The sequence below is a fragment of the Nostoc sp. UIC 10890 genome (genome assembly GCF_054786515.1).
Genome location: NZ_JBSGKF010000001.1, coordinates 454,983 through 477,320 on the forward strand (window position 1 = coordinate 454,983; position 22,338 = coordinate 477,320).

The following is a 22,338-nucleotide window of genomic DNA, read 5'->3' on the forward strand; positions in this document are numbered from 1 at the left end:
CTAGTTATTAGTGAGATGATTCTCGCTAATAGCAAGGTTTGTTAGGACTGAAGTCCTTACTACAAACTTTAATTTTTTACGCTTGGCTACATAAAGGGAACTGGAGAAAAAAGGTAATGGCAGCTATTCTTGGAAATCGCAATTTCAGAAAAAATAACCGAAAAAATCTCAATAAATTAGTTTCGCAAAAAATTGTGCCGCCACTGGTAGCATTAGGTATTTTCCTAGCGATTTGGCAACTAGTTTGTTTAACTCCTAACTTTGGGTTACCGGGCCCAATAGAAACATTTTCAGAAACTTGGAACCCGTTTATAATTGATCCATTTTTCGATAATGGTGAAAGTGATAAAGGTTTGGGCTGGCAGATACTTAGTAGTTTGGGAAGAGTCGCTTTAGGCTTTTCGTTAGCAGCAATCGTTGGCATTGCATTGGGGATTTTTGTTGGTGCTAATAAGTTACTCTATAATGCCGTAGATCCTATTTTCCAAGTGTTGCGGACAGTACCGCCTCTAGCATGGCTACCAATTTCTTTAGCAGCATTTCAACAAGCGAATCCTTCAGCTATTTTCGTGATTTTCATTACATCGATTTGGCCGATTGTGATCAACACCACGGTGGGCGTACAACAAATTCCTCAAGACTATGTAAACGTAGCTAGAGTTTTACGTTTGAAAGGACTAAAGTATTTCCTAAAAGTCGTGTTTCCTGCAACTGTTCCTTATATATTCACAGGATTACGCATTGGTATTGGTTTATCTTGGCTAGCAATCGTTGCAGCAGAAATGTTAGTCGGCGGCGTGGGAATTGGTTCATTTATTTGGGATGCTTACAACACAACCACAGAAACTAACTTAAGTGAAATTATCCTCGCACTAATTTATGTTGGTTTAGTCGGCTTAATTCTAGATAGAATGGTTGGCTTTATAGCTAGCAAAGTTGTACCAGACTAGGGAATAGGGAATAGGAAATAAGTTACTTCCCCAATTACGAATTACGTTAGCGCAGCGTTAGCGAGTCTTCGAGCGTCATTACGAATTACGAATTAAAAATGACTACTTTTGTTGAAGTTGACCATATTGACCGTGTATTTGAACTTCCGAATGGCGGCAAATATATTGCTCTAAAAAATATTGATTTGAAAATCCAAGAAGGGGAATTTGTTTCTCTAATTGGACATTCTGGTTGTGGTAAGTCTACTTTGCTCAACATCATTGCAGGTTTAGATAGGGCAAGTGTTGGAGGTGTGACGTTGGAAGGGCGGGAAGTTAGAGAACCCAGCCCAGATCGGATGGTTGTGTTTCAAAACTACTCTTTGCTGCCTTGGTTAACAGTACGGGAAAATATCGCCCTAGCTGTGGATGAAGTGTACAAGGGTAAATCCAAAGGCGATCGCAGAAGCATTATCGAAGAACATATTGATATGGTGGGGCTGCGTCTGGCGGCGAATAAACGTCCTAGCGAGTTATCTGGGGGAATGAAACAACGGGTAGCGATCGCTCGCGCCTTAGCAACTCGTCCCAAGTTATTACTGCTAGACGAACCCTTTGGGGCGTTGGATGCCCTAACACGGGGTAGTTTGCAAGAACAACTGATGAAAATCTGCAACGAACACAACGTTACTTGTGTGATGGTGACACACGACGTAGATGAGGCGCTTTTGTTGAGCGATCGCGTTGTCATGCTCACTAATGGCCCAGAAGCTCATATTGGGCAAATCCTCGAAGTGCCAATCCCTCGCCCGCGTCAACGCTTGGAAGTCGTCAAACATCCCAGCTACTACAGTCTGCGGAATGAAATGATTTACTTCCTCAACCAACAAAAGCTGGTTAAAAAACGCAAAGCACAGCAGACTTCAGCACCAGTAGCCATATCTCGCAACGGCTTAGAAAAAGTCAATTTAGAAATTGGCTTTATGCCTCTGACTGATGCTGCACCTTTAATCGTTGCTCAAGAAAAAGGCTTCTTTGCCCAGTACGGTTTAGAAAATATCACCCTCACTCGTGCCAATAGCTGGAAGGAAATAGCTCAAGGGGTTGTTACTGGCAAATTAGACGCAGCCCAAATGCTGGCGGGAATGCCCTTAGCCCTAACTTTGGGTGCTGGTGGTAAAAAACCAATTCCTATAATCAATGCCTTAAATATCTCTCGCAATGCGAACGCCATCACCTTAAGCAAAAGATTGTATAACCAAGGTGTCAGAAATCTGGCTGACTTAAAAGTAGCGATTAACGCCGCTCCCGATCAAATTCTGACTTTGGGTGTAGCTCACTCTACTTCAATGGTGAACCTAATCCTGCGTTATTGGCTGGCGGCTGGCGGCATCGATCCCGATAGAGATGTCAGCTTAACGGTGATTCCACCAATGGAAATGGTTTCTCAACTCAAAGCCGGAAATATTGACGGTTACTGTGCTGGAGAACCCTGGAATTATCTTGCTGTTCATCAAGACTTAGGCTTTGTTGCGGCCACAGCTTTAGAAATTTGGTCAGGACAGCCAAAAAAAGTTTTGGGAGTGCGGGAAGATTGGGCGCAGAAATATCCAGAAACTTATCTTGCTCTGGTTAAAGCACTGCTAGAAGCTTGTAAATACTGTGACGATTTCCGCAACCGCGAAGAAATTTTAGAAATCCTCTGCCGTCCTGAGTACTTAGACATAGATCCTGTATATGTTCGTCCTGGTTTCGTCGATCGCTACGATCGCGGCGATGGTACAGAACCCCAAGAATTCAAAGCATACAACCAGTTTTATCTCAATCAAACCAACTATCCCAACCGCACTGAAATTTTATGGATGGCCACTCAGATGGCACGTTGGGGTTTAACACCCTTCCCAAAAAACTGGGTGGAGGTAATTGAAAGAGTCTGTCGCACAGACATATTTGGTGCAGCTGCCCGCGAACTCGGCTTACTCGATATCGGAGAAGATGACCCTGTTCACTTATTTGATGGGAAAGTTTTTAACCCATCAGAGCCGATAGAGTATCTCAAAAGCTTGGAAATTAAACGGCAAATACGTATTGAAGAAGTATTTATTTAGTCATTAACGCCATAACGCCATGTGCGACTTTATCTCAAACCTAACCCCCAACCCCTTCCCTACTAGCGTTGGGGAGCAAAAATCAAAGCCTCTCTCCTTTTAGGAGAGAGGTTTGGAGAGAGGTCAAAATATTAAGTTGCACATCGCGTTCATTAGTCATTTGTGACTGACAAAGAACAAATAACAAACTACTCATAGATAAACTCACGATGCAAATAGTAAACAGCAAAACCCAAACTAATAAACTGCAAACGAAAAAAGCAGAAGATTTTTTGGTGATTGAAGGTGTAAGCAAAATTTATCCAACTTCTGAAGGCCCTTATACCGTACTGGATGGAGTTGACCTGAAAGTACGCGAGGGCGAATTTGTTTGCATAATCGGTCACTCTGGCTGCGGCAAATCAACTCTGCTCAACATGGTTTCTGGGTTTAACACTCCCACCGATGGTATTGTCCTGCTGCAAGACAAACCCATCACCGAACCAGGCCCCGACAGGATGATGGTATTCCAAAATTATTGTCTACTGCCTTGGCTGAGTGTCTTTGATAACGTTTATCTGGCTGTTGATTCGGTGTTTCCGAAAAAACCCCAGGCTGAAAAACGGGCGATCGTCAGAGAACATTTGGCAATGGTGGGACTCACAGAAGCGGCTGACAAGAAACCCAATCAGCTTTCTGGTGGGATGAAACAACGAGTTGCGATCGCTCGTGCCCTTTCCATCCGTCCACAAGTCTTGATTCTCGATGAACCTTTCGGGGCGTTAGATGCCATCACAAAAGAAGAATTACAAGAAGAACTCCTGCAAATCTGGCGTGAACATCAAGTCACCGTACTAATGATTACTCATGACATCGATGAAGCGCTTTTCCTCGCAGACAGAGTTGTGATGATGACCAACGGCCCATCTGCTCACATCGGCGAAATCCTGAATATTCCCTTCTCCCGCCCCCGCAATCGTCGCCGCATCATGGAAGACCCAGAATACTACAACCTGCGAAACTACGCTCTAGACTTCCTCTTCCGCCGATTTGCTCACGCTGACGAGTGACCGCTTCGCGGAGTCATTTGTCATTTGTCATTTGTCAGGAATTATTATTCTCCTCTGCTCCCCTGCCCCCCTGCTCCTCTGCCGTCCTCTTCAATTAGGAAGATTTGAATGCTTAAAGGATTATTTTCATTCAGCGATCGCTACCGCATCTTACATCAAACTTGGTTTGCCTTCTTTCTCACCTTTGTCTGTTGGTTTAACTTTGCTCCCTTCGCTACAACTATTGGCAAAGAACTAAGTTTAGCGCCTGAGCAAATCAAAACTTTGGGCATCTGTAACCTCGCCCTCACAATTCCTGCACGGTTAATTATTGGGATGCTTCTGGATCGTTTTGGCCCCAGAATCACCTATTCAATGCTGCTAATGTTTGCGGTGGTTCCTTGTTTGGCGACGGCGCTAGCGCAAGACTTTAATCAATTAGTCATCAGTCGTTTGCTGATGGGAATTGTCGGATCTGGGTTTGTTGTGGGTATTCGCATGGTGGCGGAATGGTTCCAGCCGAAGGAGATGGGAATTGCTCAAGGCATTTATGGCGGTTGGGGCAACTTTGGGGCTTTTGGCGCAGAGTTTGCTTTGCCGATACTTGCAGTTTCTACTAGCTTTTTTGCTGGTGGTGCTTCTAACTGGCGATTTGCGATCGCACTTACAGGGATCATTACAGCCATCTACGGCATAATTTATTACAACAGCGTTCAAGATACGCCCGCAGGCAAAGTCTACAAGAAACCGAAGAAAAATGGTTCCCTAGAAGTGACTAGTATCAAAAGCTTCTGGGCGTTAATTGTCTCAAATTTTGGTTTGATTTTCGCTCTCGGTTTATTAGCTTGGCGCTTAGAACAAAAGAATATTCACTTCCTGACTTTAAGCCAAATGTATCTGGCTTGGTTGCTATTAGCAGGATTGTTTGCTTACCAAAGTTACCAAGCTTGGCAGGTAAACCGAGAACTTCTAACTGGTAAAAAAACTTACGCTCCATCGGAACGCTTTCAATTTGGTCAAGTAGCTTTACTCGAATTCACTTATATAACTAACTTTGGCAGCGAATTGGCAGTTGTTTCTATGCTCCCAGCATTCTTTGAAAAAACCTTTGCTTTAGAGCATGTTGTCGCTGGAATGATTGCCGCTACCTATCCGTTCTTAAATTTAGTTTCTCGTCCCAGTGGTGGCTTAATTTCTGATAAATTTAGCTCCCGTAAATGGACAATGACAATAATCAGTATCGGCATTGGTTTTAGTTATTTGACGGCACATTTTATTAATAGTAGCTGGCCAATTCCGCTAGCGATCGCAGTTACAATGTTTGCCGCTTACTTTGCCCAAGCTGGCTGCGGTGCAACCTACAGCATCGTACCCATGATTAAGAAAGAAGCCACTGGACAAATTGCCGGTAATGTGGGCGCTTACGGTAATTTTGGCGGCGTAATTTACCTGACAATTTTTAGCTTAACCGACGCTCCAACACTTTTTACCACAATGGGTATAGCCGCTTTAATCTGTGCTTTTATGTGTGCCTTCTTCCTCAAAGAACCAAAAGGCTCCTTTGCTGCTGCTTATGAAGGCGAAGCACCAGAAACCGTAACTAAAAATCCTACCTTTTTAGCCGAAGAATAAACCTGTCATAAATTCTTATAGTTCGTAGCCAATAGACTCAAACAAACTTTGCGCTCCTCTGCGCTCTACTTTGCGCGACGGCAGTCGCTACAACGGGGGGAACCCCCGCAACGCGCTGCCTCCCCTCTGCGTTTAAATTTCATCCCTCAATTCACCACGATTTTACGCAAAGTTGTATTAACTTGCGCTTTTCAAACAGTCGCTACATCTGAGGTTGCACAATCATGAGTGAATTTACCAAAACCCTTTGTCCTTACTGTGGTGTTGGCTGTGGTTTAGAAGTTTCACCCCCAGCCCAACATAACAAAGCAACTAATCGAGATAGCCAAGGTAATCCAATTTGGCGGGTGCGGGGCGATAAAGCTCATCCATCCAGTCAGGGTATGGTTTGCGTCAAAGGTGCAACGATCGCAGAATCTTTAGATAAAAATAGATTACATTACCCAATGATGCGAGACTCCTTAGATCAAGAGTTTCGCCGCGTTAGTTGGGATGAAGCTTTTGATCTCATCACGCAGCGCATTCAAACAATACGCTTCACCCAAGGGCCAGAAGCCTTATGTATGTATGGTTCTGGTCAGTTTCAAACTGAAGATTATTACATAGCCCAGAAACTCATGAAAGGCTGTCTGGGTACTAATAATTTTGATGCCAACTCCCGTTTGTGTATGTCTAGTGCTGTGTCTGGCTATATTCAAAGCTTTGGCTCAGATGGCCCGCCTTGCTGTTACGAAGACTTAGAGTTAACCGACTGTGCATTTTTAATTGGTACCAATACCGCTGAGTGTCACCCCATCGTTTTCAATCGGCTGGCAAAATATCACAAAAAGAACCGCAAAGTCAAAATGATTGTGGTTGATCCCCGTCGCACGCCAACCGCAGAAGCCGCTGACTTGCATTTAGCCATTCGTCCCGGTACAGATATCGACCTGTTGAACGGTATTGCTCATTTGTTGATGCGCTGGGACTACATCGACACCATATTTATGGAGGACTGCACTAGCAACTTTCCGGCTTATGCGGAAGTGATTCGCCACTATCCCCCAGAAATAGTAGCTCATCGATGTGGAATCAGCATTGAAGATTTAGAAACAGCAGCTCGCTATTGGGGTGAATCACAACGGGTACTGTCTTTGTGGTCAATGGGTGTGAATCAATCCTCAGAAGGAACAGCTAAGGTAAGAACGATCATTAACCTGCACCTGATGACTGGACAGATTGGCAAACCTGGCGCTGGCCCTTTTTCCCTCACTGGTCAGCCAAACGCAATGGGAGGAAGAGAAGCCGGAGGTTTAGCGCATTTATTACCAGGTTATCGGGTGGTAAAAAATCCCCAGCACCGCGCAGAAGTTGAGGATTTTTGGGGACTCAAGCCAGGACAGATTTCGCCCAATCCCGGTTTGACTGCTTGGGACATGATTACTGGGTTGGAAAATGATGCTGTAGGCTTACTGTGGATTGCGGCTACTAATCCAGCTGTGAGTATGCCAGATTTAGAGCGGACGAAAAAGGCGTTATTGCGATCGCCTTTCACTATTTACCAAGACGCATATTATCCTACAGAAACCTCTGCCTACGCTCATGTTCTGCTACCAGCAGCCCAGTGGGGTGAAAAAACTGGTGTGATGACAAACTCCGAACGGGTGGTAACTCTGTGTTCAGCATTCCGTCAACCACCAAGAGAAGCGAAAGCCGATTGGGAAATTTTTGCCGAAGTTGGACGGAGATTAGGTTTTGAAAAAGAATTTGCCTTTGCTAACTCTGCTGAAGTTTATGCTGAGTTTGTCAAACTAACTAGCGATCGCCCCTGCGATATGACGGGTATCAGTCACGCGCAATTACAATCAGAAGGGCCGACTCAATGGCCTCATCCAGAAGAGAGCAGGGGGAGCAGAGGAGCAGGGGAGGCAGGGGGAGAAACTTCAGGAAAGCGGTTATATACTGATTTGCGCTTTCACACCTCTGACGGACGCGCTCGATTTGGGGCATATTACTCAAAGGGATTGGCAGAACCACCAGACCCAGATTATCCGTTTGTGCTAACTAATGGGCGACTTTACGGACACTGGCATACCCAGACGCGCACCGGCCGGATTGAAAAAATTTGCAAAATGCATCCCGAACCGTTTATAGAAATTCATCCCCGTGATGCTGCTCGGTTAGGTATTGTAGATAGTATGTATGTGGAAGTGCGATCGCGTCGGGGTAAAGCGAAGTTTCCTGCTAAAGTCACAAAAGCGATCGCACCTGGTACAGTTTTTGTCCCCATGCATTGGGGTTCGCTATGGGCAGATAATGCCGAAGCTAACGCCCTCACCCATCCAGAATCTTGCCCCGATTCGCTGCAACCAGAATTAAAAGCCTGTGCGGTACAGTTGATACCAATTTCTGTGGAAGTTACAATCAAACATCATCAACTCCAATCCTCACAATGGTAAGCTGCTAAGTGTACCTCTAAAGTGGTAATTTATAATCAGAAATAAGCTATTTTGTCAATGAGCAATAATCAATAGTTATTATTATTTTTTATGACTCTCTAATTTTGACTGTTACCAATTAACATATTCAAAGAGGTAAAATATCTAGTAACAAAAGGTTCGACTTGCTTCGATTTTAGCTATGGATAAAGAATAAAAACAGATAGAAAATTTACAAAGTATTAGCAAGTCATCTTTTTTAATCCTTTAGATTAATCTATGGGATTTTCTTTTATTTTAGAATCGGGTGCAGCATTATGAAAAAGCTAGTGAGGCGAATTTTAGGAGCTACCAAAGATGAAAACTTCATGCACTTTATTGAAAACATAGAAGTGCTAGTTTCTAAAGCTCTATCTCTATTCATGGTAGTTGTGATTTTGGTAGCGATCGCAGATTTAGGATTCTTTATTTTTAAAGAGTTATTTACAGCACCTTATGGCAAGTTTAACACAACATTATATAAAATTTTCGGTTTGTTTTTAAATATTTTAATTGCTTTAGAAATCTTAGAAAATATTACGGCATATTTGCGAAAACACGTTTTTCAAGTTGAATTAGTTATTGTTACTTCTTTAATAGCAGTTGCCAGAAAAATTATTATTCTTGACTTAGAAAAAGTTGGAGGTATTGATATAATTGGTTTAGGGATAGCTATTCTTGCCTTATCAATTAGTTATTTAATAATTCGTCTCAGTAATTCCAAAAACGCAAATTAAAATAATTCGTAATTCGTAATTCGTAATTCGTAATTCGTAATGGGGATTTAGACCATTCCCCATTCCCCATTCCCCATTCCCCATTCCCCATTCCCCATCAACTTTAGGTTTGCCGAACAATGACAGATTTCTTTCAATTTGAAGCAGACTTTGTTGATTCCCTGCGTTGCATTCCTATGCAGGTGCGTTGCAAATTAGATACTTGTGGCATCAAGCTAAAATTGCCTGATTGGAATCAAATGACTACAGCCGAGCGTCAAGCTTTAGCCGAATTACCTTGCACTACAGAAACGGAAATTCAGTCTTACCGCGAACATATCGAGGAATTAATTTTACAACGTACAGGTATACCAGCGAAAAAATTGCCTATTGAGCCTCATCCCGCATGGCTAGACTCTGCTAATGTACCACCTAGCGTTCAAGAAAAAGCTCAAGAAATAGATGTAACCCTGACACAGCAAAAGTGGGCAGCTTTAACGCCCTTACAGCGTTTTGCCTTGATTAAACTCAGCCAGCCAGGACATGAAAATAAAAACTTTAAGAGAGCGATCGCAGAATTTCATCTGTTTTAACGTTTTTGTCTGGAAACGTGACTCAATTGCTCTCGTAAGTCTGCCCATGTAATGCCTTCTAGGCTGGGTAAGACAACATGAGCGGCTCCAACTCGTTCAACGGGGCCAAGTCCTACTGCCCACATGCCAGCGGCAAGAGCTGCCTCAATGCCCGCAGCGGCATCTTCTACAACCACAGATTGCTCTGGTTCGATTCCTAGCTGCTTGGCTGCGTATAGAAATAGGTCGGGTGCTGGTTTTGGTTGCTGCACACTATAACCATCAGCGATCGCATCTATTTTGTCAGCAATGCCCAATCGCTCGATCACAGTCTGGGCATTTTTACTAGCTGAACCAATACCGATTTTAATCCCAGCTTGCCGCAGTTCATTTAAGAGAGCGATCGCACCTGGCAACAAATCCTGGGGCGTCATATTTTGAATCAATTCCACATAGTAGCGATTCTTGCGCTCCATCATCTCCTGGATTTGTGCTTCCGAATACGGTCTATCTCCAAGAATTAGCATGAGGGAAGCACGACGGGATACACCCCGTAGCGCCTCATTAGCCTCCCGATTAAACGGTATACCCTCTTCATCTGCGAGCTTTTTCCAACCTAAATAGTGAAGTTCTGCTGTATCTGTTAGCACACCATCTAGGTCAAAAATAAATCCTTGAATGTTGGGGGATTGGAGATTGGGGATTGGGGATTGGGGATTGGGGATTGGGGATTGGAGATTGGGGATTGGTGAAAAATTACCCCTCTGCCCCTCTGCCCCTCTGCTCCTCTGCTCCCCAGCCCCCATTCCCCAGTCCCCAGTCCCCAATCCCTGATGCAGATCAAAATCGTGCCATTTCCCGCGCCAGTGCAGTTTAAACTTTAGGCGCGTCCAGCCTGGGGGCAGATGGGGGTTGGCTACTGGCCCGTTTTCGGTTAGTTGAATGCCGCCGAATCCAAAAATTACAGCTTGCCAAATGCCACCAGCACTAGCGCCGTGAATTCCATCACTGGTGTTACCTCGGTTATCTTCAAGATCCACCATTAACGCCCGTATAAACAGTTCGTAAGCTTCGATTGATTTGCTCAAATCTGAAGCTAAGATGGCGTGAACTGCCGGGCCAAGGGACGAACCATAGGTAATATCGGTGCGGGGTGCATAGTAGTCCCAGTTGGTCTGCAATGCTTTTTCGCTGTAAGGAAAATCTGCTGATTCCCGCATTAAATAAAGCAGCATCAAGATATCTGGCTGCTTGATTACTTGATATTTGTTGATTTTCTCAACACCCAAGATGGCTTGCATAGAGCGATCGCGCCCTTCATAATCTGCTAAATCGATATCTTCCGATTGAAAAAAGCCCTCGTACTGCTCAATTAATCCTGTTGATGGGTCATAGAGAAACAATATTTTGGCGATGATATCTTGCCAGTGCGTTCGCTCTTGGGAGGTGAGTTTTAGTTTCTGTTCTAGTTCAGCCGCTCGTTCGGGGAATTTGTCAGTCAACCAATCATAAACTGCGATCGCTTTCTCTAAATGCCATTGCGCCATCCGGTTTGTAAAGGCGTTGTTGTGGACTAATTCATGGTATTCATCCGCTCCAATTACTCCCCGAATTTCGTATTGTTCGCGCTCAGAATTGAATTCGACTCGGCTACCCCAAAAAATAGCGGCATCCAAAATCACTTCTGCGCCGACCTTTTGCATCCAGTCATCATCACCAGTGGCTTGCCAGTAGTTCCAAATGGCGTAAGGGATATCTGCATTGATATGAATTTCGCGATCGCGGCACCAAATCCGCACGTCTTCACCATAAAAATTACTTTCGAGTGCCCAACGTGGTGTGACTTCATCTCCGGTACCAGCACTTTCCCAGGCAAACATTGCCCCTTTATATCCGTAATGGGCTGCTTTGCGTCTAGCTCCTGGTAAGGTGTGCCAGCGGTAACTGAGTAAATTACGAGCGATCGCTGGTTGGGTAAACACAAACAAGGGCAGCATAAAAATTTCTGTATCCCAAAAAATATGACCGCGATAGCCAAACCCCGAAAGGGTTTTCGCCGGAATGCTCACTCGATCATCATGGAGTGGAGCCGCAATCAGCAGTTGAAATAGATTGTAGCGAACAGCAAAAGTAGCTGTGCTATCCCCCTCAATGAGGATGTCACTTTGCTGCCAAACCTCATCCCACACCTGCTCATGGGCTTTTAATAAGGTTGCGTAGTCTGGCAGGTGCGCGAGTTTTTCTTGAGCGGCTAGGACTGGTGTTTCCACCTCGCGGGAGGTGAAAACTGTCACGAGTTTTTCTACAGTTACAGTCTGTTGCGCTTTACCTAAGAAGGTCGTGCTTAAAGTGGGATAACCAGGTGCGGTACTGACTTGTAAAGATGCTTCAGTGCCCGATATTGTCACCTTAGCTGCCATACAGAGTTCAATTCGGGAACTGCGGGTGCGGCGTTGCAACCAGATTCCTTGGTCGGTCTTGCCTTGATCTAGTCCTTCCCAGTGATTAAAACCCTGATTTTCTGGATAGCCATTGATACTAGCTTGAACTTCAATTAATCCATCAAAATCTACTGGCGTTAAATGGCAGCGTAGCGCCAACACGTGCGGATCTGCAAGACTAGCAAAGCGTTCAAAGCCAATGTCTATAGTGTTTCCACTAGGAGAGCGCCAACGCAAAGAACGGCTGAGAAGTCCCTGACGTAAATCAAGCTGGCGATCGTAGCGCAATATCTCACCTTGATCGAGCCGGAAGCGATCGCCATTCACAATCACTATCAAGGGTAGCCAGTCAGGGCAATTTACCAGTTCAGTGTACACCACCGGCACATCGTCGTAGACACCGTGGATAAAAGTAGCTGGCAATGCATGAGGATAACCTTCCTCAAAACAACCCCTTGTTCCCAGATATCCATTGCCAATTGTAAAGACGGTTTCTTTAGAGTGCAATTCCTCAGGATCAAACTGGGTTTCGATTAATATCCAATCTGTGTAGATAAAATGGCGAGAACGACCTTTTGTGTGCATAAGTTGGGGAGTAGGGAATGGGGAATGGGGACTGGGGACTGGGGACTGGGGAAGGGGGAATGGGGAATGGGGAAGGGGGAATGGGGAATGGGGAAGGGGGAAGGGGGAATGGGGAATGAGTCTTTGAGGTGGATGAATCCAGTCCCCAATCCCTCACCCACCTATATGTTTTTCTAAAATCTTCTCGACTCTGGGCTTATAAATGAGATGAAATAAGGTTTCCATATACCGATCTCTGGCTTCGTTATTTTCGGGAGCAACAAAGTTCCAAAAACTAAACATTTTAGCCAGTAGTAATAATTGATTGCTATGTAAATGCCAATTATATTTGTGATGAATTCGCTGACTCATCCATTCTGAAACTTCGTGCCAGTATTCACCATGAGCATCGCATTTTTCAAGGAAATCTAGAATTTGATTTGCTGTTTCTTCTAAGTTCGTCGGATTAATATTAAATCCGTTTTCTTGGTTCTCGATAATTTCTAAAGAACCGCCAAATTGAGTAGTGAAAGTTGGCAAGCCGGAAATCATTGCTTCCAAAATACTCCGTCCGAAGGATTCAAAGCGGGCAAAATGGACATAAAATCCCTGAGCATCTGCAACTACTCGGTAGGCTTCGCCGAGTTCGCTGCTAGGGATACGCATTCCCACCCAGCGAATCTTGCCATAAAGATTATATTGATCAATAACGTTGTAGAGTTTTTGAATTTCTTCTGCTTCTTCTATATTTATAGCTTCATGTGGATGTAGTTTACTGCTTAAAAGAATCAGGTTACAATGCTCTTGCAACGCCTGACTTTTACCAAAGCATTCAGCTAAACCAGTGAGGTTTTTGATTGAAGTAATAGTATCAACGGCAAAGATTGGTCGCTTGTTAGGGTAATCTAAATGACCAAATATTTGGGGGTCTTCGCGGCTAAAGAGTAAGTCGTGGATTTGCTTACCAAGCTGAGAATCTCGGTTTTCTTTTTGACTATAGGGAAAGAAAATATCTTCATTTACTCCCGGCGGCACTAAGTTAAATTTAGGACTAAACAAATCAATGCCATCAACCACATGATACAACTGCGGCATTGTAAAGCATTTATACGACTCGTATTGACCTACAGTATCAGGTGTGCCGACAATTTCTTGATAAGATGATGTGATGATAAAGTCGGCTGCATTCATGCTAATCAAATCAGCGGTAAATTGCGCCGAGAAATGATATTTTTCTTCTAAGTCTTGCCAATATAAATTGCTAAATAGATATTTAGGTTTTTCTAAAGAATGGGCAATGTTACACTGAGTTACTTTCATCCGACGAGATAGGAGAAAAGCTACTAAATTGCCATCGCTGTAGTTACCAATAATAAGATTAGGTTTGACTTTAAATTGAGCTAGTAATTGTTTTTCTGCATCTACCGCAAATTGTTCTAAATAAGGCCAAATCTCAAATTTAGAAATCCAATTATTCGTGATTTCTGGATTGAATTCACCAAAAGGAACGCGCAATATCCAAGCATTTTCAGTATCGTCAACTTTTTCTAAGTGCAGATTACAAAATGTCCCTTCACAGTTAGGAATTAGCCGGGTGAGAATAATTACATGGGGTTTAATGCCTAGCTGGTCGAGTCCAGCGAGTTTAATTTGTTCACACAGTTCGTTTTCTAAGCTGCGAGCTTGTTCGAGGACGTAGATAACTTGACCGAGTGTTTCATCTCTTCCTAAAACATCTTGCTGTCCAACCCAGCCGTGGATGGAAACGAGGACGACGCGAAAGACGGCGGGGACGCGGGCTACAAATGTTTCTAAAATGCCGGGTTCTGGGGAGTAAATAAGTCGGTCAAGAAGTTCTAAGGTTTCAGAGACTCGCGCCGCAGTGTTACCCCAACCTGGCTCAAAGCCGAGGTCTTGGAGTTCAAAGCGGAAGTTTTCATAAGGTTCATCAGGCGATCGCTCATTCAGCAATTTGAGGGCTGGCTTAATTTGTTTGGCTAACTGAATACCAGAAGGAATGCGATCGCTCAACAACAGGCGAATACCATCGTATTGCAGTCCATGTAACGCTTGAAATAACATTTCTACCCAATATTGGGGGTCAGTCAACAATTGACTGCACAGGTAACGGTTGAGGAATGCTAAACCTTGACCTATATTTCTGGGGTCGTCGATTCTTGGGGAACCTTCATAGAAGGGGCGGAGGTCGATTTCGAGGATGTGGGGTTGGTAGCGGTTGACTGAGCGATCTCTCACATCTAACAGCGCTTGAGGCGTCATTTGCTCAAACCGACTCAAATCGGCTGTCAATTTCCAAACTTCTTGGTTAGCAATTGTGGGTCGAATCACAAACCAAGTACTTTCCTCTTCGAGAATTATTTCGTGGGTGTACTGTATCAGTTTGCCAACAGAAGAAGAGTAGTAAAAATAGGCTGGCTTTTGGGATTGATGACAGTAATCGGCAAAAGATTGCAAAATCTCATTTCTCAGGAAGTAACGCTTACCTGAAACACTCAACGCATAAATTAACTGATGTAGAGCAGTTTTTTCATCACCGTTGAAGACAGCTTGAACTAGTTCATACATGATGACGAATTCCAGAAATTTAGCTAGGTCACGACCTCATTTTCTTTTCAGTCTCCGGTTCTCTGAGGTACATTTCCCCTATAATGCTAAATAACTGTAAGAATCTTTACGTCTAGCTCTGGGATGAAACTCTGTAAGTCTATGGTATTAGAGCATTGGAGATTGGGTGTAGGGTATTGTACTAAAAAGGCAGTTATTGAGCAGAGAGGAAGTGTTAGCAAGTCTTTCCCCAATGCCCAAATTTAAAAAACTGCCAAATTGGCTGAAGTGGCAGCAAAGACAGATTATTCTATGTATATAAGTTAGTTCTCAATCAGGCATAAAACACTATTCCCGATTAAGCAATACAGCAAAATTTGAGCGATACCTTCGGTGGGCTACGCCAACGCCAGTAGAACATCATCCTATAAATATAGGAATTACGCAAAACTATATGCTGTAGGAGCAATTCATGAATTGCCCCTACCTGAAAATCATTCTTTTCGGCTATTGTTTGCGTAAGCCCTGAAATAAATTAAATCCAGCAAGTTGTAGCATAAACAAACCAAATGTAAGCAGATTAAAGGCTAATCAATATAGTCACTGCCAAAATTATCATCCGTCGTCGTTGTATTGCAGATATATTGCTCAAGCCAATTCAGAAAACAGAATATGGTGGAATAAACTGATACACCTCGATTTAGATAACTTACATCAGGGTTAGCTATGAACTACCACATTTCTTCTTCTCAGAAAAATTTTCACAAAGCCATTAGTCCAGAACAATTAGAGCAGGTTATGGAAGCCATTACCGATGGACGATATTCTTGGGCTTGTGTACTGATTTTGCGTTTCGTTGGTTACAATCCACTCCACTTTATTCCCCAACGAACTTACAGCCGTTTAATGAAAGACAATAGCCAGTTATGATGTCTTGCTCGATGCAATCGTCATCACCCACTCACAATCAATCCCCACCTTGTTATACCCATTCAATTAATGATTGCAAGACATCCTTGGGTAAAGACGCGATGAATCGCGTCTCTACAAATGGTCTATTTGTCGCATTCTCTTTTTCAAATTGGTATTAGTACATTGTTCGCGTTAGCTTCTGTCTGCGACACGCTGCGCGAACGCAAACAAGGTGGGAATTTCCGCAATCTGTTAAACTCAAAAATTACGAATTATTTATATTAAACCTAAGCTAATAATTTTTTCTAGTGCTTTTTCAAATGTTATGCCCTGTTTGATGGCGATATACAACAATACTATTGCGGCTGAACGAATTGAATTATCACAATGTATCAGAATTGGCTTGGGTAATTCAATGATGGTCTGATATATTTGGAGCGTATCTTGATTATTAATATCTTCAGATTTAGTTGGGAGATTAACGTAGTACAATCCCAAAAGCTCAGTCTTCTCCTGTTCATCAACCAGTAAGCCTGTTTCGTCGGGCAAACGTAGATTAAGTACAGATTTATAACCCTCATCAGCTATTTGTTTTAGCTGATCTAGTGTAATTTGCCCTGCGATCGCTAACTCATCATTAATTTTCCTAACAATATTCATCAGCCGGATTAACCCCATTTTGCCGACGTTGCCCACATTCTAATGTTAGGAAAACAATTTGAGGAACTTGTGAGGGATTTGTCATTTGTCATTTGTCATTTGTCATTTGTCATTGGGTAAAACAGTTCCGAGTAAAGAAGGGAGATTTCCCACTCAGCACTGGCTCAACGCCCCGCTACCGCTACCGCTAACAGCACTCAGCACTACCCACTACCCTCTGAATAAGTGGTGTAAACTGCTCAATAATTCTCTGGCGGTATAGGGTTTTGATAAAACTGCTTGCACATTAGCATCAGTGGCTTGAGCAAACACCTCCATTGAGTTCAATCCGCTACAGGCAATAATTTGAACCTGGCTGTTCATTTTTTTCAAGGTGCGAATAGCGGTAATTCCGTCCATCTCCGGCATCATTATATCCATCAATACAGCATTGATTTGATGCTTGTGTTGGGCATAAAGTGCGATCGCTTCTATGCCATTACTGGCTGCCAGTATCTTATAGTTATGGTTTTCTAAGATGATTGTGGCAATCTCCCGAATTTGCGCTTCATCATCTACAACTAAAATCAATTCTCCCTGTCCTGGGAGCAGTTCCATCTCTTCTATCTTGAACTCTTGGATTGCTTCCACAGCTGGTAAGAACAGGTTAAATTTGCTGCCTTTACCAACATTGCTAGACACTTTGATAAAACCATCGTGGCTTCTAATAATACCCAGCACTGTTGAAAGGCCGAGTCCCGTACCTGCATTGACTTCTTTTGTGGTGAAAAATGGCTCAAAAATTCTATCTAATATTGCTGGTGGTATGCCAATTCCGTTATCGGCGACGGTAATCACAATATAATGCCCGACTTTGGCATCGAGATTCATCCCGGCATAAGCTTCATCAATAAACTTATTTTCCGCAGAAATTTTGATTTTACCGCCATCTGGCAAAGCATCGCGGGCATTTACTGCCAGATTCATCAGCACTTGATGCAGTTGTGTAGTGTCCCCAGCGATCGCCCAAATGTCTTCTGGAATAACTGTGGAAAATTCAATCGATTTGGGAAATGTCTGTTGAGCAATTTGGATAATTTCTGAAATCAGGTACTCGATTTGGATAATTGTCCGCTCTCCTTTATATCCTCGCGCAAAAGACAAGACTTGCTTTACTAAAGCTGCTCCGCGTCTGGCATTGCTTTCTACAAGTGCTAGCAGTTGCCCAGAATGCTCCTCGTCTTGGAAAAATTTTCCCTGTACCAATTGAGCCGCTGCCAAAATTGGTGTCAATACATTGTTCAAGTCGTGGGCAATACCACCTGCAAGGATACCAAGGCTTTCCAATCGCTGGGTACGAAAAAACTGTTCTTCGAGTTGTTTCTTTTGGGTGATGTCAGTATCAACAGTCAGGATAGATTTGGGTTCTCCCGCAGCATCGCGCATCAATGTCCAGCGGCTTTCCACAATAATTTTTTGACCGGATTTTGTAATTTTATGTAACTCACCTTGCCACGAGCCACTCTCAATTACGCTTTTTAGCGGTTCTTCTTGTTGCTGCTGAGTTCCTGCTGGATATAAAATCTCCTGGATATCTTTTCCTATAACCTCTGTAGACAGCCAACCGTACATCCGCTCTGCACCTTGATTCCAGAATAAGATTTGAGATTGGAAATCTCGAACTAAGATGGCATCGGTGGCAATATCAATTAGAGCGGCTTGTTCAAAGATTTTTTGTTCCGCTAGCTTGCGCTCTGTGACATCCCGATTTGTGCCGATCATCCGAATCGGCTGACCGAGTTCGTTATAGTAGACTTGACCTTTGCAGTTTAACCAGTGCAAACTGCCGTCGGGCCAGATAACTCGATACTCTGTAGATCCTTTTCCTTGCTCAATCATCCGAGCGATATTCGCAGCCACAGATTCGTGGTCTTCTGGATGGATGAAATTGAAATAGTCTTCAAAGGTTGGACACAAAGTGTCGCTCGGCAGACCATAAAGTGGCCCCATATTGGCAGACCAAATACAAGTATTGGCGATCAGGTTCCGATCCCATATACCCATTTGGGCTGCTTCGGTAGCTAAACTCAATCGCGCTTCACTTTTTTGCAGTGACTCTTCGGACAGTTTGCGCTCAGTGATATCTTCGGCAATGCCACCATAGTACTGAACTTTTCCTTGGTTATCATAGATAGCAAAGCCTCGATCCCAGATCCAGCGCATCGATCCATCAGATCGCAAAATTCGATATTCTATTGAAACCGACTCACTAACAAGCTGTTGCTTTGCTGTAAAGGTTAAGCGATCGCGATCGTCTGGATGAACGGTGTCTATCCATAACTCAGGTTGCTCCAATAGACTTTGGCAAGAGCGACCCCAAATCTTCTCATAGGCAGGACTAACATATAAGGTTTGGAATGAATCTGTGCTGGCAATCCAGATAACTGCGTGGGTATTTTCGGCAAAAGTGCGAAATTTCTCCTCACTCTGGCGCAGTGACTCTTCTGCCAGTTTACGCTCTGTGATATCTTCGGCAATGCCACCATAATAGTTAATTTTTCCTTGGTCATCATAGACAGCAAAGCCCCGATTCCAAATCCAGCGCACTGATCCATCAGGTCGCAAAATCCGATATTCTGCTGAAGTAGTTTGACTACCACTAAGCAGTTGCTCAATTGATTGGGTGGCGCGATCGCGATCGTCTGGATGAACGTTGTCTATCCAGGAGTCTGGCTGCTCAAATAAATGCTGGGAAGAACGACCCCAAATCTTCTCATAAGCAGGACTAATGTACAAAGGATGAAATGAATCTGGGCTACCAATCCAGATCATTGCGTGGGTGTGTTTGGCAAAACTGCGAAATTTCTCCTCACTTTGGCGCAGTGCTGCTTCGGCAAGTTGGCGTTCGTGTAGCGTGGCTTGCTGTTCGGTAATATCTCTACCTACCCCTTGAATTTCAACAACCTCTCCTTTTTCATCACGAATTGCGATCGCATTCCATTGAAACCAGCGGATACCATTGACGGTCAATGCACGTCGCTCAAGATTAGTCAAGGGATGGAATGAAGATTCTAAAATTACCATATCTTCCATCGCTTTAGGCAAGTCATCTGGATAAATAAACTGGAAAAATGACTGTCCACAAAACTCATCTTCTTTCCAGCCGAAGGTTTGACAAGCAGTCACATTGGCAAAGGTAATCTGCCCTTGCAAATTAACGCGGATAATTATGTCAGTTTGACTTTCCACGAGTTGGCGATAGAGGTTTTCGCTGTGTCGTAATGCAACTTCTACGCGTTGGCGTTCGGTAATTTCTTGTTGCAACAGAACGTTGGACATGACAAGTTCTGCTGTCCGTTCCGCCACTCGTTTTTCTAATTCCTCGTAAGCTTGGCGCAGTGCTTTCTTTGCCTGTTGGCGTTCGCTAATATTGCAAATTAACCAGCGCCAACCAACAAGATCCCCGTCTGAATCGTACATGGCAGCGGCTCTAATGCTAGCCAGGAAAATTCTACCTCCCCGTGGTTTTAGGTAAACTTCCCATTCCTGTAGCTGCTGCCAATTATTCAGTCGGGTAGTAAAAGTCTGGTGATCTTGGCGAGCAATAAATAAAATTAATGGTTTATTTACCAAATATTTTTGGCGGACAGCCAGCAACTTTGCTGCTGCTTGGTTAGCTTCTTGGATAATTCCTGCGGCATCAGTTACCAAGTAAGCATCTGGAGCGAACTCAAACAAATCTTGGTAACGCTCTCGTTCCAATTCTACTAGCTCACGGGCAACGGCTAACTCTTCGTTTTGTTCGCGCAGTTCTTCTTCCACTACCTGGAGTTCTTCAAGAGCTTGCTGAAGTTCCTGATTAACTTCCATGATTTCAGCCGATTGAGCCTCAACCCATAGTTTTAAGTTATTTTGAGTTTGGCAGCGGACTTGCTCTATCTCAATTGGCTGATTAACCTGCTGGAATTCATCTGTGGGTTTTTGTAAAAATTGCTGTAAACCGTCAACCACCCCAACCATTTTGATCAGGTCAAAGGCTTGTAGCAAGCTAGTCTGGGTAATAATTCCTAGCACTTGCCCGCGATCGTCCAAAACGGGCAAATAGTGAGTTTGATGCTGACGCAATAACGATAAAGCGGTGAAAATATCTTGAGAATCTGATTCTATAAGGGTAGCTACTGGCTGTGTCATCACTTCAGCCATTGTCATCGTGGATAAGTTTATTCCCGAAGCTATAAGACTAATTACATCTTTTTCAGTAAAAATGCCTAATAATTTCCCTCTCTCCAAAACCAAGACACAACCAGTTAATGTTTGATTTCTGCGGTTTAAATCCAATGAAAAGTTGAAGCTTGTAGGTGCATAATTACTACATCTTTCCTGACTCATCAAGATAATAGCTTCAATTACAAAACTATCAGGGCTAATCGTTAATGGAGAACGATTAATAACATGATTTAAGCTAGGTAAGTTAATCAGTTGATCGTTGAATCGCATGGTTAATTTGTCAATTCTAATGATCTTTTTGATATCAGGACAAACTAGTAGAAGCTAGCGTTCGCTAGAAGAAGTAAATTGTTGAAAATAGGGAACTATTCGGCTCTAATAGAGAATAAATCACTTATATTGATAAATCTGCCCTGTAAATCTTATAAGACTAAATACAGGGTATATAGAACAAGTTAGTAACTAAACCAGGAAGTAGATAGACTTTTAGAGTCGCCAAACTCATTCTATTGTCAAATTAGAGATAGATGATCTGTTATCTAAAGAGATTACCTTAATTCATAGTCTTGTTAGGATGAAATCTTTGAAATTAATCGATGATACGAAAAATAATTTGAGGATCTTGTGAAGAGATAGATCAATAAGCCTGAGAGTATTACTTAAGAAGTGTGTATAAGTTTTGTAGAAATATTAAGTATTTTAACTTTCCTCACAAGTTCCTCATATTCAAAGACTATAGTCAAAATATAGACAGATTGTTTTAGATATCTACGGGCTTCTCAACTGGCTCCCTAATTTGCAATAACACTTTTATTCACAGGATTTGAGAAAAATATGAATTACTGTCCTTGCTGTTCAAGCGTACTTTTAGAACATATACGCGGTGCAGAAACTTACTGGTTTTGTCGCCAATGCTGGCAAGAGATGCCTATTTATAAATGGAATGAATCTAGCTCGTTCGCCGATGCTGTTATGGGAAAACTACCTAAAAAAGCTCAAAAAGAAAAACGTAGAAATACCACTGTTTACGTAAGCCAATGGCAATCTATCACTGAATGGATAGGGCAAGAAGAGTTGTCTACCTAATACCAATTAGCTGGAATAGGTTAGTATAATTATTTTTTCTTGATTTCAGTAATAAATTGCCATAGAATGCGAAGCTGTAGCCCACTAATTAAGTATTAACTGACACAAATATCAGCCGAAAAGAATGATTATAGGACTTATGCACTGTACAAATTAATCATGGTATGTATTTACGAAAATAGGTCGTTTCATGCCTTTATTAATTGTTCTTTGATGATCGGTAAACCCGCGCTGTAGGGGCACAGCATTGCTCATAGGTGTCAACTTAAGCTAAAAGCCTTTTCAAATCTCGTTTCCAGCCTCTGGGCTGGAAATGCTGCTCTTGGCGGCTCTGCCGCCAGCAAGGGAGGCGGAGCCTCTAAGATGGCATTCCCAGCCGGAGACTGGGAACGAGACACGAGACAATATCTAAAAGCTTTTTCTAGACAGGCTTTCGGGTTAAGTTGACACCAATGAGCAATGC

Annotated in this window: 13 protein-coding genes and 1 pseudogene; 9 read left to right on the forward strand and 5 right to left on the reverse strand. The window is 43.1% G+C overall.

Going from position 1 to position 22,338, the window contains the following annotated elements:
• Window positions 1-116 precede the first annotated feature (116 nt).
• The 7 genes from ntrB (at window position 117) to ACWATR_RS01985 (ending at window position 9,462) form a co-directional block, all read left to right on the forward strand.
• Window positions 117-950 carry a nitrate ABC transporter permease gene (ntrB, locus tag ACWATR_RS01955; protein WP_460328976.1) on the forward strand — a complete coding sequence of 278 codons (834 nt, stop codon included), beginning with the start codon at window positions 117-119 and terminating at the stop codon, window positions 948-950.
• Window positions 951-1,048: 98 nt separating this feature from the next.
• Entirely contained in the window at window positions 1,049-3,037 is a 1,989-nt protein-coding gene (locus tag ACWATR_RS01960; protein ID WP_460328978.1) for an ABC transporter ATP-binding/substrate-binding protein, read from the forward strand.
• 209 nt (window positions 3,038-3,246) lie between these two features.
• Window positions 3,247-4,086, forward strand: coding sequence for a nitrate ABC transporter ATP-binding protein (locus ACWATR_RS01965; protein WP_069070194.1), 840 nt, complete (start codon window positions 3,247-3,249; stop codon window positions 4,084-4,086).
• Window positions 4,087-4,194: 108 nt separating this feature from the next.
• Window positions 4,195-5,697, forward strand: coding sequence for a NarK family nitrate/nitrite MFS transporter (locus ACWATR_RS01970; RefSeq protein ID WP_460328981.1), 1,503 nt, complete (start codon window positions 4,195-4,197; stop codon window positions 5,695-5,697).
• Window positions 5,698-5,921: 224 nt separating this feature from the next.
• Complete coding sequence (locus ACWATR_RS01975) at window positions 5,922-8,135, forward strand: molybdopterin oxidoreductase family protein (protein ID WP_460328983.1); 2,214 nt, start codon at window positions 5,922-5,924, stop codon at window positions 8,133-8,135.
• A gap of 296 nt (window positions 8,136-8,431) precedes the next feature.
• A complete protein-coding gene (locus ACWATR_RS01980) occupies window positions 8,432-8,890 on the forward strand; it encodes a phosphate-starvation-inducible PsiE family protein (protein WP_460328986.1) in 459 nt (152 codons plus the stop codon).
• Window positions 8,891-9,009: 119 nt separating this feature from the next.
• On the forward strand, window positions 9,010-9,462 hold the full coding sequence (locus ACWATR_RS01985; RefSeq protein ID WP_460328988.1) for a nitrate reductase associated protein: 453 nt from the start codon (window positions 9,010-9,012) through the stop codon (window positions 9,460-9,462).
• Here the strand turns inward: ACWATR_RS01985 and pgmB are convergent.
• On the reverse strand, window positions 9,459-12,467 hold the full coding sequence (pgmB, locus tag ACWATR_RS01990) for a beta-phosphoglucomutase (RefSeq protein WP_460328990.1): 3,009 nt from the start codon (window positions 12,465-12,467) through the stop codon (window positions 9,459-9,461). The genes ACWATR_RS01985 and pgmB overlap by 4 nt on opposite strands.
• 153 nt (window positions 12,468-12,620) lie before the next feature.
• Window positions 12,621-15,032: a sucrose synthase gene (locus tag ACWATR_RS01995; RefSeq protein WP_460328992.1), complete on the reverse strand. Its 2,412-nt coding sequence runs from the start codon at window positions 15,030-15,032 to the stop codon at window positions 12,621-12,623.
• 705 nt (window positions 15,033-15,737) lie between these two features.
• On the opposite strand from ACWATR_RS01995, the pseudogene ACWATR_RS02000 reads away from it, so the two are divergent.
• Window positions 15,738-15,938: pseudogene (locus ACWATR_RS02000) on the forward strand (HetP family heterocyst commitment protein); the annotation flags it as partial.
• 261 nt (window positions 15,939-16,199) lie between these two features.
• Here the strand turns inward: ACWATR_RS02000 and ACWATR_RS02005 are convergent.
• Both ACWATR_RS02005 and ACWATR_RS02010 read right to left on the reverse strand, forming a co-directional pair.
• Window positions 16,200-16,583: a protein tyrosine phosphatase family protein gene (locus ACWATR_RS02005; protein ID WP_460328995.1), complete on the reverse strand. Its 384-nt coding sequence runs from the start codon at window positions 16,581-16,583 to the stop codon at window positions 16,200-16,202.
• Window positions 16,584-16,793: 210 nt separating this feature from the next.
• The gene (locus ACWATR_RS02010) at window positions 16,794-21,059 is read right to left on the reverse strand and encodes a PAS domain S-box protein (RefSeq protein ID WP_460328998.1); all 4,266 of its coding nucleotides are present in this window, start codon (window positions 21,057-21,059) and stop codon (window positions 16,794-16,796) included.
• A 564-nt stretch (window positions 21,060-21,623) separates the two neighbouring features.
• Between ACWATR_RS02010 and ACWATR_RS02015 the strand changes: the two genes are divergently transcribed.
• Window positions 21,624-21,875, forward strand: a complete 252-nt coding sequence (locus ACWATR_RS02015; protein ID WP_460329001.1) for a hypothetical protein — start codon at window positions 21,624-21,626, stop codon at window positions 21,873-21,875.
• 260 nt (window positions 21,876-22,135) lie between these two features.
• Here the strand turns inward: ACWATR_RS02015 and ACWATR_RS02020 are convergent, their stop codons facing one another.
• Window positions 22,136-22,273, reverse strand: a complete 138-nt coding sequence (locus tag ACWATR_RS02020) for a hypothetical protein (protein ID WP_460329004.1) — start codon at window positions 22,271-22,273, stop codon at window positions 22,136-22,138.
• Between the last annotated feature and the right edge of the window lie 65 nt (window positions 22,274-22,338).